Genomic DNA, 13,082 nt, shown 5'->3' with positions numbered 1-13,082 from the left:
TACATGCAAATTTTTGCTGACAATCTTGGTTTTTTTTCGATTCACACGAAAAAACTTCTATACAAGATTCTCATCCGGACTCTTTGGTTTTCTTTGCATCCCCTTATGTATCTTGCGATAGTCCCCGGGGGTTATCCCATTCAGCTGCTTGAATCTACGAATAAAGCTTGAGATATTATAGTATCCGATTTGCAAACTGACATCCTTGAGCGGAAGGTCTGTTTCCGACAACAACTGCTTGGCTGCATGCATGCGGAGTGCGGTTACGTAATCCAGCAGATTGAGCTGGGTATGTTCCTTGAAAAACAGGCTCAGGTTGGGCAATTGCATGGAAAAAGCATCCGATACCTGCAGCATGGTGAAGTTGCATTCAAAGCAATGCACCTTGATGTACTCGGTGATATCCTTGAGCAACGCCTGGGAATCCTCGGTATGTTCAAGCTTTTCCATATGTAAAAGCTTATCCTTCACCGACTCTACGATTTGCACCACTTCATCGATGGTGTCAATATCGCTGAGCAGGAAGAATTCCCGCTGAGAATCCTCAGCCGATTGTACGGAAGCCGGCAGATGATCGAAGAAAAGGGTGATCATATCAAAGGAGATGCTCTTCGCTAAAAAGAGAGGAATCGTATCCTGCACGAGAAACGCAATGAGTTCAGCCGTCCTGCTCTCAATTGCTTCTTCATTACGCGCTTTCAGCGAAACATGCAATTGGTCCAACAGGGTGTGGGGATAGGATACCGAATAGCTTACAGACTTGCACACCTCGTCAAAAATTATGGTTGTATTCTTCCCTTTGACAAACCGATAATCCAATGCCGTACGTGCTTCCAGGAAGGAACGGGGAATATCGATCGCTCCTTCGACCAGAGAACCAAGGCCGACGGTCAGACTCAATCCGGTTTGTGCCTCTATGGTCTTTCGCATGCCCTCATAGAAGGCGGGTATGCATACGAAATCCTCGGTCCTTACACTATTGATGAAATAGATCCGGTCTGGAATCGGGGTGAACACATAGTAGCAGTTTAATTCCTCGGGCAGCTCATCACGCATCAATTGGGCCAATTCATCACTATCCCGGTTGGTTTCCTGCAGTTGGATGCAAGCAACCAGGAACTGCGGGTACTGAAACTCAATACTCAGCTCGGATGCATCCACATTAAAGGCCTTAATGGTCTTGTACCTGCCGCTCAACAACCTTTGCAACACGATGTTGTGTTCTGATTCCCGGCTTTTTTCCAGTTTCATCACAAGCGAGGTATTCTGGTTCTTCAGATAATCCAAGGTGCTTGCAATCTCCTCCAGCTCACCAAGCTTTCGGGCGGCAGGGTTGGCATCGGCAAGATTTCCCGCAAGTTTCTGCAGTCGCTTGATCGGCGTATAGTTGATGAACATGAGAAAGAATATGAGAACTGAAACAGCAAGCACCACGATCAAGGTGCTGGTCTGCTGCAAGCCGGAGAGTCGATTCAAATCATCCAAGAGTGCTTGTTCTTGGGGAATGTGGACCGTATAGGCCCAAGGAGCCACGTTCGATGACACAGAGAAGGTAATCGCTTGATCAGGCATTGGCTCATCAGAAGCGGAGGATTGGAATAAGAGGGAATCATCATCGGCATGCAACTGCAGACGGGCTCTGTATTGGGAAAGCTTGCTGTGTATCATCGCTTCCAGGGTGGAATCGGCGATGAAGAACAGGCAGACCCCGCTTACTGTTGCGTAGTCGGAAACCAGGGGAATGGCAATCACCAGCCCCTTCTCATTCTTGTAGCGCTCCACTGAATACGCTTTCAAGTGCTTCAAGGAGTAAAGCTCTGATAAAAATTCCTCAGGTTCGAGGCCCTCGGTCACGTACATCTCCCGGGCGAAAAAGTCAATCCTGCTGGTGGTTGAGCTGGTAAAAAGAAAGTTCTGGCCGTAAGGCAGATAGACTATGTCGCCAAGCAAGCGATTGGTTATGGTAAAGGTGGCCAGCATGGATTTGATGGAGTTGGCCTGCAGGGGATCATCTTCAAACCGATAACGATTTACTGTCTGCAACAATTGAAATTGGTGTACGGTACTGAGCAGGAGCTCGAGTTCGTCGTCTACCGTATCCCTGAGCGCATGGATGTCCGACCTGAGTCGGGAGACCACCTCCTGCTGGTACGTTTCGTTGATTTGTTTCCCAAAACATCCATTGATGATGACCAAGGGAACCACAAGCAGGAGGATGTAGGAGAACAGGTGTTTATAAAACCAACGTTTATGCCTGAACTGGAGCTTCACTGATGTACCTCTTTCGTACCAGTATAGCATCACTCACTGAAACTACAACGAAGTGATGCATTGCCGGGTTATCAAGCATCATTTCTCTTATTTGCATATACTTATCATCTTTTTCATCTGCTTCTCCAAAATATTGCATACTCCAAAAAAAATTGCATAGTGCCTGGTATAAGAACTGCACATTCGAAAAAAAACCGGACATTGCGTGATAAAAAAGTACATCCCTATACTGAACCTGCCATCCAATCGATGAGGGGAAGTTAGGAATGACAGTAAAGAATCAACGTATGAAACCGCTTAAGAGGATGTGGATCCGCGACTGGCAGCTCTTGGTATTGTGCCTGTTGCCCATCACCTATTACCTCATATTTCACTATCTGCCCATGTATGGCGTGCAGATCGCCTTCAAGAATTACATCGCAGCACGCGGCATTACCGGCAGTCCCTGGGTGGGATTCAAGCAGTTTGAGCGCTTCTTCAACTCCTATCAATTCTGGCCCCTGATCAAGAACACGCTCTCCTTGAGCCTCTCTCAGCTTATCTTCGGTTTTCCGGTGCCGATTTTCCTGGCCATCATGCTGAATCAATTGAAACATTACAAATTCAAGAAATTCATCCAGACCGTTACATACTGTCCTCATTTCATCTCCATCATCGTCATGACCGGCATGCTGTATATATTCCTCTCACCGCGCAACGGCCTGGTCAACCTTCTGATGAAAGCCCTTGGAAATGAGACAATCTTCTTTTTAGGTGACCCGGCTTGGTTCCGTCCGATTTTTGTGTTGTCAGGCATTTGGCAGAATGCCGGCTGGAATGCAATCATCTACATCGCGGCCCTTGCTGCGATCAGCCCTGATTTATATGAAGCCGCCCAAATAGATGGAGCAAACAAGTTTCAAATAATCCGGCACATCGACATTCCCGGCATTCTGCCTACAGCAATCATGATGTTCATCCTGGAAATCGGGAAAATCATGAACATTGGATTCCAAAAGGCTTATCTCATGCAAAACGGACTGAACATCAGCGCCAGTGAGATAATACCGACCTACATCTATAAAGTCGGCTTGATCGACGCCCAGTTCAGCTACTCTGCAGCCATCGGGCTCTTCAACAACATCATCAATATCATCCTGCTCGTCAGTGTAAACAGACTGGCACAGAAAACCAGCGAACACAGTCTGTGGTAAGGAGAGAGAACGAATGCACAATCCATTGAGCAGACACGCAGACACGATTTTTGATACAGCAAACACCATACTTCTCGCACTGGTGGCCCTCTTGGTTCTCTATCCCTTGTATTTCATCATCATCGCCTCATTTTCCGAACCCGACGCCATCAATACTGGTAAAGTCCTGCTTTTCCCTGTTGGGTTCAACACCACAGGATACGAGCGCATCTTCAGCGAGCAATCAATCTGGACCGCTTACAGGAACACCATTCTCTATACGGCATTCGGGACGTTCATCAACATCATGCTGACCATGTTCTTTGCTTACCCGCTTTCCAGAAAAGAGTTCTTCGCCCGCAAGTTCCTTACGTTTTTCATGATGTTCACCATGTACTTTTCAGGCGGTTTGATCCCAACCTACCTGCTGATGAGAACTCTCGGATTGTACAACACCCCGTTTGTCATGGTGCTCCTGCCGGCACTGAATGTGTTCAATGTCATCATCGCAAAGACCAACATCAAGAATTCCATCCCCGAAGAGCTGTATGAGGCGGCATCCATCGACGGTTGTTCTCACTTCACGTTCTTTTTCAAGGTGGTCTTCCCGCTCTCGCAGACCATCATCGCCGTCCTGATTCTCTATTATGGAGTTGCACACTGGAATGAGTTCATGAATGGTTTGATCTACCTCAAGGATGAGTCACTGTACCCCTTGCAGCTCGTACTCAGGGGCATCCTCATCCAAAATCAGGCATCGGCTGACATGATGGGCGATGTGGAGAGCCTGTTGGAGCAACAGAGGGCAGCTGAACTTATTAAATACGGCCTGATCATCGTTTCCACGCTGCCGGTGTTGGTGGTGTATCCGTTCTTACAGAAATATTTTGCCAAAGGTGTCATGATGGGCTCGGTGAAGGGCTGATCTACACATATACAACATGGAGGTTTGCAATGAGAAGAGTAGGAATCGTATGCATGTGTTTGCTATGCATCGCAACAGGTGTCTTTGCTCAAGGAAGCAAGGAGAGCGCAGGACAGACAACCGCAGCTGCAATCGCAGTGAATCGTACAGGAATGCCGATCACCAACGAGGTGACCACCTTTGAACTGGCTGCAAAATCAAGGCACAACAAGAATTTCGCCAACCTAGAATTTTTCCAGAACCTCGAGAAGGAAACCAATATCCATATCGAATGGAATATGAGCAGTGAGGATGGCTGGCGTGAGAAAAAGGGACTTATTTTTGCCGGCGATCTTCCAGATGCCTTCTACGGACAAGGAATCCTGACCGACATCGATGTCATCAAGTATGCATCCCAGGGATTGCTTATTCCTCTGGAGGATCTCATCGATGAGTATGCACCGAACGTGAAGAAGCTGTTGGAAAATGAGTCGTATCGCAAGCTGCTTACCGCACCCGACGGCCATATCTATGCACTTCCTTCGCTTACCGAACTCTCACCGGTCACCCATGACAAGCTGTTCATCAACAAGACTTGGCTGGACAAACTGGGCCTGGGCATTCCCACCACCCTTGCAGAGTTTGAAGCAGTGCTGACTGCATTCAAGAACAACGACATGAATGGAAATGGAAGAACGGATGATGAGATTCCCTTCTCGTTCCTCTACAATCGAAAGGAAAATGGACTGTTCTCCTTGTTTGGGAGCTTTGGACAGCTTGATAGACTCAACCACTTGATTGTCAAGGAAAATAAAGTCATCTATACCGCAGTCACAGAACCATACAAACAAGCCATCCAGTACTTCAATGAGCTGTACAAGAAGGGCTTGATCGACAAGGAAGGCTTCACCCACGACTTCAACGTCTACATTGCCAAGGTAAAGTCTCCCGAGAAAATCGTCGGATCGTTCGTCGGCTGGAGTCTCTCCTCTGCAGCGGGTGCCAACAAGCCCGATTATGTGGCTCTTGCCCCGCTCAAGGGTGCTGACGGCAAACAGATCTGGAACACGTATACATCCTACATCAATGCCAAAGGATCGTTTGCCATCACCAACGACTGCAAGAATCCCGAGGCTTTGATGCGCTGGGTCGACCTGCATTTTGTTCCTGAAACAGCACTGCAGATCGATCAGGGATTGCTGGGCAGAACCCTGACCATCAATGCAGAGGGTCGGTATGACTATCTACCGATTCCTGCAGGCAAGAGCTTCACCGAGATGATTCATGACTACTCACCGGGAGTCAACAGTCTTGGTGCAGTAACGATGGAAATCGCCTCAAAGCTCAACTTGAATGCCAATCTGCAGGAACGCGTCGAACTTGATGCATTCTTCGCTCCCTACAACGTACCTGCCGACCAAGTCTATCCTGAAGTATATTTTACGGTGGATGAAGTTGAGCAAATTGCGGTCCTGGAAACCGACATTACCGCCTATGTCGCCCAGAACTATGCAAACTGGATCGTCAACGGTGGAATTGAACGGGATTGGGACGGCTATCTCAAGCGCCTGCAGCAGATGGGCCTCGATCGCTACCTCAAGATCTATGCTGATGCCTATCAGCGCTACCTGTCACTCTAAGCACATACAAGAAAGGAGCGGCGGCTTGCCGATCAGGCAGGCCGCCCATCATACCAATGCCATCAAAAAACTTGCTTTTCTTCATGACCGACCAGCAACGCTTCGACACCTTGTTTGCCAAAGTGGGTAATCAAGAAGTCACCCCGACCTGGAATACGTTGGCCAATGATGGAGTCTATTTCTCAAACACCTATACATCCTGCCCGCTCTGTGTTCCAGCCAGGACATCACTGGCCACTGGTATGAATCCATTGAGAACGGGTATGGTGCTCAATGATTTGCCCGGTAAGCTTGCAAAAGCTCATACAAGCCTGCACAGGATGTTGTATGAGGCAGGCTACGATGTCGCCCATATCGGAGTGAATCACATCAGTCTGGATCCGAAGCTTGAACTATCATTGCCCTTCTCAGCGTGGGAGGATGACCATAGCTATGAGGCCTACGCCGCAGCAGAAGGTTTTTCTTGCAAGGCACATCCCTCTCAACGCTCACAAGTCAGTGAGTTGTGCGATGGAACCTATGAGAATCGAATGTATTCCAATACTCGTGTCAGGCCGTTTGACGACGACCTTTCCCGTTTCAAGGATGTCTGGTTCACCGACAAGGCGCTTGCTTTCATCAGAAAGGACCATGCAAAACCCTTTGCCTTGTTTGTCTGTCTTTGGGCACCCCATCCTCCTTTGGTGGTCCCTCCTGCATATCAGGCCTTGTTCAACCCCGATGACATTCATTTAGGGGATACCATCTCCTGCCCGGCCATCAGGGAACCGCAGAACCGTAGAAACGGGGCGGCGAGGCAACTGGGGGCAAACACTGAGCCATCAATGTGGAAGAAAGCCTGGGCAGCCCACTATGCCTTGACACGCCTATGCGACGACCAACTGAACCGCTTGGTGCAGGAACTCAAGCAACAGGATTTGTTTGACGATACCCTGCTTGTCTGCACCGCAGATCATGGGGAACAGCTGGGGGAGCATGCAATGTACCAAAAAATGGAGATGTACGAGAGTGCTGTACGAGTGCCTGCTGTCATCCATCTCACCGATGCAACGTCTTCGGTGCAGAATACTCCCATCTCTCATCTTGATTTTGTACCCACCATCCTCGATCTGCTGGATGTTGCGTGCGGACAGTCCTTTGAAGGAAGTTCTTTGGCACACACCATCCTGGAAGGGACACCACCGCCCATAAAGCCAGTATTTTCCGTCTACAACGGCAATCATGCCATCGGGGACATCCGCAGGATGATCGTCCATGAAGGATGGAAATACGTATGGGATGGAATGGAGGCGGAATTGTTTCATCTGGAAAAGGATCCTGGTGAGAGCATCAACCTCAGTGGTCTGGATCAGTATCGCCAGCGGGAACAACAGTTGCATCGCATGCTCAGTACATGGGCACGGCAATCCAATGATTGGATCGACTATACAAGGACCTGGGCATGAAGAAGAAGAACGTACTATTCGTGTTTGCAGACCAGTGGAGAAGAAGTGCTGTCGGTTATGAAGGACAAGAGCCGGTCATAACACCCAATATGGATGCATTTGCCGCCGATTCAATCGTGTGTACCAACGGCGTGAGCACCTGTCCGCTCTGCTCACCTGCCCGTGCCAGTCTTTTGACCGGAAAACACCCGCTTGCAACCGGTGTTTTCACCAACTGCAAGACAGGTGCTTCCATCCGTTTGAAGGATGAGGAAATCTGCATCAGTGATGTGCTGCAAAAAGAAGGGTATCAGACAGGGTACATAGGGAAATGGCATCTGGATGAACCTGAGGTGAACCATGTGAATAACCCACCTTCAGGAGCACGCAACTGGGATGCCTATACCCCTGTGGGACCAAGACGACACGGTTTTGACTTTTGGTACGCCTACAACGCCAGTGATGAGCATACGACACCCCACTATTGGAAGGACGACGACCGGATGATCAAGCAGGATGTCTGGTCTCCCATCCATGAGACCGATGTGGCCCTGCAGTTTCTGAAAACACGAAAGCAGGATGCTCCTTTCGCACTCTTTCTTTCATGGAATCCTCCCCACAGTCCGTATGATACCGCCCCCGAGCAGTATAAAAAGCTGTACGAGAACCTTCAGTTGCCCAGAAAGAAGAATGTGCAGCTGGGAGCGGTCCATCATCACACATTTGAATCGTTTGATCTCGATGAAGAGGCTTTCATTGCATTGCAAAAGGATTATTATGCAGCGATTACGGGTCTTGATGAGCAGTTTGGCAGATTGATCGAGTATCTGAAACAAAACAACATCCTCTCCGACACGCTTGTCGTCTTGACTGCGGACCATGGGGACATGCTTGGCAGCCATCAACTTATAGGCAAGCATGTGTGGTACGAGGAATCCATCGGGGTCCCCTTGCTGTTTGGTGGAATGGGCCTGCCGTCAGGGAAAACGGAAACAGTCATTGGAAGTCCCGACATCGCCCCCACAATTCTTGATTTGCTGAATCTTCCGATTCCTCCCTCCATGGAAGGCATCAGTTGTGCATCCTCGATCGAAAAAGGCATGACCGATGAGACGAAAGCATGCTTTCTGGCAGCCTGCCCGGGAAGAGAGGTGTTTCTCAGGCAGTTCGAAGCCGCCTCCCTCGACCCGAAAGCCTTTGGCTGGCGCTCTGTCCGTACCAAGGAGTCCTGCTATGTCGTGGAAGTCGGGTATACAACCACCCCCTGCCTGCGTCGGTATTTCTACGACTTGCAGGCCGATCCAGAGCAAATTAATCCCCTCCTTCTTTCAGAGCCACATCCGCTGGAGGGCGCATTAATAAAGTGGCTTAGGGATGCAAACGACCCGTTCATCACCCATGTGGAGGGAACCAAATGATACAGCTTCAAGGACACACATCCAGAATCGAGAATATCCATGTATACCTGATGCAGGTACATGCAGTTCGAAACTTCAGTTTCGGAACCTGGACAAGCAGACAGCACGTCTTTGTCTGCCTGCAAAGCAAGGATCATCAGGGCTGGGGGGAGAACATCATCTCAGTGAACAATCCCCAGGTGAGCCTCGATTCCTGGATTTCCGTACTCAAGCAACTCAAGGGCCTTACCTTGGAAGAAGCTCTTCTGCAGGTACGTTCCCATATGGGAATCTGGAGAGATCGGCTTACCGAGGTGTTGGAAATGGCTCTCTTCGACCTAGCCGGAAAGTGTGCGGGAGTTCCTGCCCTCTCCCTGTTGGGACTGGAAGGTGAGAAACCTGTTCACGGTGCGTATGTAATCCTTTCAGACAAGCTGGAAGTGGTTGAAGCAAGTATTAAAACCGCTATCGCAAGCAATCGGGCGCAAGTGGTGAAGGTGAAGTTGTTCGGGGACCTCGACCTGGATACCTCGATCATCGACCTTATCAGAACGTATGCGCCCCGAGAGTCGACGTTCCTATTGGGAGATGTAAATTGCGGATACTGCAGGCATGAATTCGATGTCCCTCTTCAGGAGATTGAGATTGCGATGCATCACCTCGAACAAGCAGGCCTTGATGCATGCGAAGATCCTGCCGCCCTGACGATGGAAGGTTGGGCTGCCTTGCAACAAAGCTGTCCAAATCTTGCCCTCATTCCCGATTATCCGCTTCGCCCCGCAAGACAGGCAAGAAAGACCCTGCTTGCAGGAATGGGGAAATTCTACAATATTCATCCCGGTTCCGCCGCTTCACTGATTGATGCGATAGAGCTTGCCCGAACCATACAGGGGACCTTCAATGCAGGCTTGATGATCGGTGACGACAGCCTCATAGGTCCGGGATGCACCATTTGGCAGCAGGTGGCCATCGGCTTGCAGGCAGCCTGGGTTGAAGCGATAGAGAAGGATGGGGACAGCGATGGATTTGAAACGTCCATCCGATCAATATCCACCAACCGATCAGGTAGCTTGATTTCAACAAAGAAACCGCTATCAGGCTTTGGGATCGAGCTCGATTTCGATCGTCTTGCATCAATTGCATCCAAAACACTGATCCTATAGGAGCCATTATGGATACTTCACCGCTCACACATCAAGAACTCACCCAAGCACTGCAAACAGCAGTCACCAATACTGCCGCCTGCCTGCCTGATTTCACCCATGCATTCAAATACTCACACAGTGAGAACAACTGGTATGCACCAAGTGAGAACGTGGAGTGGACCACCGGTTTTTGGACTGGAGAACTCTGGTTGGCCTGGGAGTACACCAAGGATGAACGTATCAAGGAGGCCGCCTTGCTGCAGGTTCAGAGCTTCCTCTATCGAATCAAGGAGAAAATTGATGTAGAACATCACGATATGGGTTTTCTCTATTCGTTGTCGTGTGTGGCGGCATACAAACTGGTCGGCAGCCAAGCGGGAAAAGAAGCCGCACTGCTGGCAGCCGACAACCTGCTCGCAAGGTTCCAGGAAAAAGGACAGTTCTTCCAGGCATGGGGACCCTTGGGGGCACCGAACAACTATCGACTGATCATCGATTGCCTGTTGAATCTTCCCCTTCTGTTTTGGGCTTCCCGGGAAACGGGAGAGAGCAAGTATGCAAGAAAAGCCGTCGAGCACAGCAGGACGGCCATGTCCTGTGTACTGCGCGACGACAATTCGACCTACCATACCTACTATTTCGACCCGAAGACGGGCGAACCCCTGCGAGGGGTCACGGCACAGGGGTATCGGGATGGGTCTGCCTGGGCACGAGGGCAAGCTTGGGGAATCTATGGAACTGCATTGGTCTACCGATATACCAAAGACCCTCAATACAAGGAACTCTTTGTTCGGGTCACCGAATTCTTCCTCGCCCACCTCCCTGATGATTGGCTGCCTTACTGGGATTTCGATTTCTCCACCGGGAGTACCGAAAGCAGGGATTCCTCGGCTTCGGCGATAGCAGTCTGCGGCATGCTGGAGATGGCCGATCATTTGGAACCAGCAGAGGCCGCGTACTATCGACAAGCCGCAAAACGGCTTCTGGGAGTTCTGTATCGAACGTGTGCCGTAAAGGACCCGTCCCGTTCCAACGGCCAGCTGTTGCACGGAACCTATGCAAAAAGTTCTCCGTACAATACCTGCAAGGACAGGGGTGTGGATGAGTGTTCGCTGTGGGGTGACTATTTCTATATGGAAGCATTGCTGCGCTGCCACACAAGCTGGAATCCCTATTGGTAAGTGAAAATGAACTATCTGAAAACCCATCTTGAAACCCATTTTCCAAACTATCTGAAGTTACTGGTCGAGCATGCCGATCGAGCCCTTGGTCAGTGTTTCCAATTCTCCATGCCGTGGGACATGGAGTCCACGTGGGTAAGCCATACCTTCGAACAGGCCATCGATTGGGATTACCAGATGGCTGATGATCCCGAGTGGACGTTCATGCTCAGCCGATCGGGCTTTGTACTCCACCTGGCCCAAGCGTGGGTCATCACACAGGATTCCCGCTATGCAGAGAAAGCCGTTTGGTACATCCATGACTTCCTTAAACAGGCCCCATATTCCGTCGAACGAGAAAAAATCACCTGGCGAAGCCTCGATGCTTCCATGCGTCTGATGCACTGGATAGATGCCATGCTCCTGCTCAAGCAAGAGGACTCGGAGCAGTTTCTTGCCGGGGTGCGAATGCATACCGACTATCTTGCAACCCAGGATTCTGAGTTTCTTCTTTTTTCCAACTGGGGGATCATCGGCAATGCAGGCTTGTTCAAGGGCAGTCTTTTTCTGCATGACACAAAGCGGGCTTTGCTGGCTCAACAGAGAGTTGCGCAGTCACTTTCCTACCAGATTCTCAGCGATGGCATGCAATGGGAACAATCGCCGCTGTACCATGCAGAGGTTCTTTCCGCCCTGCTCTCAATGATTCAAACTGCAAAACGGTACGGTTGGCCCTTCGACTCATATATTACCGATAAAGCCAAGGATATGGCTGCCTTCATGCTCGGCAGCATGAAACCCAATCGACACCACTTCCTGCAAAGCGACAGTGATGATACGGATATCCGTGATGTTCTGACCCGTGCATCATTCTTACTGGAGGATCTGAGCTTGGCTGTCGGCTGCTTTGCTGAGCTGGAACCCTATTCCAGCTTCTTTGCAGGCAAGGAAGCGATTGAATCCTTTGCCAGGAGAACCACCCAAGAACCTGGTTTTTGTTCGTTCGCAGCAATGGCAAGTGGAAATATCTATCTTCGTACCGGCTGGACCGAGCAGGACAGTTGCTGTCACTTCCGCTGCGGGCAAATCGGAGGAGGACACGGACATGCCGACCTTCTGCATGTGGATATCGTTGCCCATGGTCATGATGTATTGGTTGACAGCGGCCGTTACACCTACTGTGAAAAAGAAGAACGAAAAATCCTGAAACAACAGGCAAGCCACAACACCATTGTCGTCGACGGCAAGGATGCAACCGTCTATGAGAGTACCTGGACATATGCAAAACGTGCCCTGTGCGCCAATCGCATGTTCAGCAGCAAAGGCAATTGGAACTATGCCCAGGCAAACAATCTCGGGTATCTGATGGGTGCGCAACACCCTGTCCTGATCGAGCGGGAAATCCTGCAGATAGATGCTTCATTAGTACTCATACACGATACCCTGATCACCTCTTCACATCACAGTTTTACATGGCATTTTCATTTCTCCGATCAAGGGGACATCACCACAGAGACGAACGCCATCCATGTTTCATCTCCCGGGATTGCCAGCACGCTGTATTTTGAACCAGGCATGGAGGCAGTATCCAACAGAACGCTCTATGCACCCCATTACAACGACCTTACGACAAAACCATCGGTGCAGTTGCAAAGACACGCAGAAGGCTCCAACAGCGCCTTGTTCGTCCTGCATTCCGAACCCATGGATCAGCCGAAATCCTGCACGATTGTGGAGCTGCCTGTCCATGGAGCTAGAAGCAATCGGTTGTATTCCAAGCAGGAAGCACGTGCATGGCGCATTCAGAAAGGATCAGATGAACCTATCGAGGTACTATTGCGCTATCAGGAAACCATGGAGCTGCTGTGTGCCGGTTCCTTGAAAACCTATGGACGGGCATGTGTACACCAGGGAAGTCGTACTGAGGTGTTTCGTTTCTAACAAACAGCATACCTGAAGTCCTCACAAC

General features: G+C 49.9%; 10 protein-coding genes. 8 read left to right on the top strand and 2 right to left on the bottom strand.

What is annotated here, in order from left to right; all coding sequences use genetic code 11:
* Positions 1 to 57: 57 nt before the first annotated feature.
* Positions 58 to 2,271: a helix-turn-helix domain-containing protein gene (locus MUG09_RS00375; protein ID WP_244772601.1), complete on the bottom strand. Its 2,214-nt coding sequence runs from the start codon at positions 2,269 to 2,271 to the stop codon at positions 58 to 60.
* Complete coding sequence (locus MUG09_RS00370) at positions 2,249 to 2,410, bottom strand: hypothetical protein (protein ID WP_244772600.1); 162 nt, start codon at positions 2,408 to 2,410, stop codon at positions 2,249 to 2,251. The genes MUG09_RS00375 and MUG09_RS00370 overlap by 23 nt, the downstream gene beginning before the upstream one ends.
* 148 nt (positions 2,411 to 2,558) lie before the next feature.
* On the opposite strand from MUG09_RS00370, the gene MUG09_RS00365 reads away from it, so the two are divergent.
* The 8 genes from MUG09_RS00365 to MUG09_RS00330 are packed head-to-tail and all read left to right on the top strand — an operon-like array spanning position 2,559 to position 13,054.
* Positions 2,559 to 3,464, top strand: coding sequence for an ABC transporter permease (locus tag MUG09_RS00365; protein WP_244772599.1), 906 nt, complete (start codon positions 2,559 to 2,561; stop codon positions 3,462 to 3,464).
* Between the two features lie 13 nt (positions 3,465 to 3,477).
* Entirely contained in the window at positions 3,478 to 4,368 is an 891-nt protein-coding gene (locus MUG09_RS00360; protein WP_244772598.1) for a carbohydrate ABC transporter permease, read from the top strand.
* Positions 4,369 to 4,397: 29 nt separating this feature from the next.
* On the top strand, positions 4,398 to 5,987 hold the full coding sequence (locus MUG09_RS00355) for an extracellular solute-binding protein (protein ID WP_244772597.1): 1,590 nt from the start codon (positions 4,398 to 4,400) through the stop codon (positions 5,985 to 5,987).
* Between the two features lie 56 nt (positions 5,988 to 6,043).
* A complete protein-coding gene (locus MUG09_RS00350; RefSeq protein ID WP_280529373.1) occupies positions 6,044 to 7,432 on the top strand; it encodes a sulfatase family protein in 1,389 nt (462 codons plus the stop codon).
* Positions 7,429 to 8,829 carry a sulfatase family protein gene (locus tag MUG09_RS00345; RefSeq protein WP_244772595.1) on the top strand — a complete coding sequence of 467 codons (1,401 nt, stop codon included), beginning with the start codon at positions 7,429 to 7,431 and terminating at the stop codon, positions 8,827 to 8,829. The genes MUG09_RS00350 and MUG09_RS00345 overlap by 4 nt, the downstream gene beginning before the upstream one ends.
* On the top strand, positions 8,826 to 9,971 hold the full coding sequence (locus MUG09_RS00340; protein WP_244772594.1) for an enolase-like domain-containing protein: 1,146 nt from the start codon (positions 8,826 to 8,828) through the stop codon (positions 9,969 to 9,971). The genes MUG09_RS00345 and MUG09_RS00340 overlap by 4 nt, the downstream gene beginning before the upstream one ends.
* Positions 9,972 to 9,979: 8 nt before the next feature.
* Positions 9,980 to 11,134 (top strand): glycoside hydrolase family 88 protein, encoded by a 1,155-nt coding sequence (locus MUG09_RS00335; protein ID WP_244772593.1) that lies wholly within the window; start codon positions 9,980 to 9,982, stop codon positions 11,132 to 11,134.
* 6 nt (positions 11,135 to 11,140) lie between these two features.
* The gene (locus MUG09_RS00330; RefSeq protein WP_244772592.1) at positions 11,141 to 13,054 is read left to right on the top strand and encodes an alginate lyase family protein; all 1,914 of its coding nucleotides are present in this window, start codon (positions 11,141 to 11,143) and stop codon (positions 13,052 to 13,054) included.
* Positions 13,055 to 13,082: the final 28 nt, after the last annotated feature.

Origin of the sequence: Sphaerochaeta associata (assembly GCF_022869165.1) — a bacterium.
Lineage (GTDB): Bacteria > Spirochaetota > Spirochaetia > Sphaerochaetales > Sphaerochaetaceae > Sphaerochaeta > Sphaerochaeta associata.
Note: the sequence above shows the minus strand (reverse complement) of the source record. Positions and strands in the feature narration are given on the sequence as shown.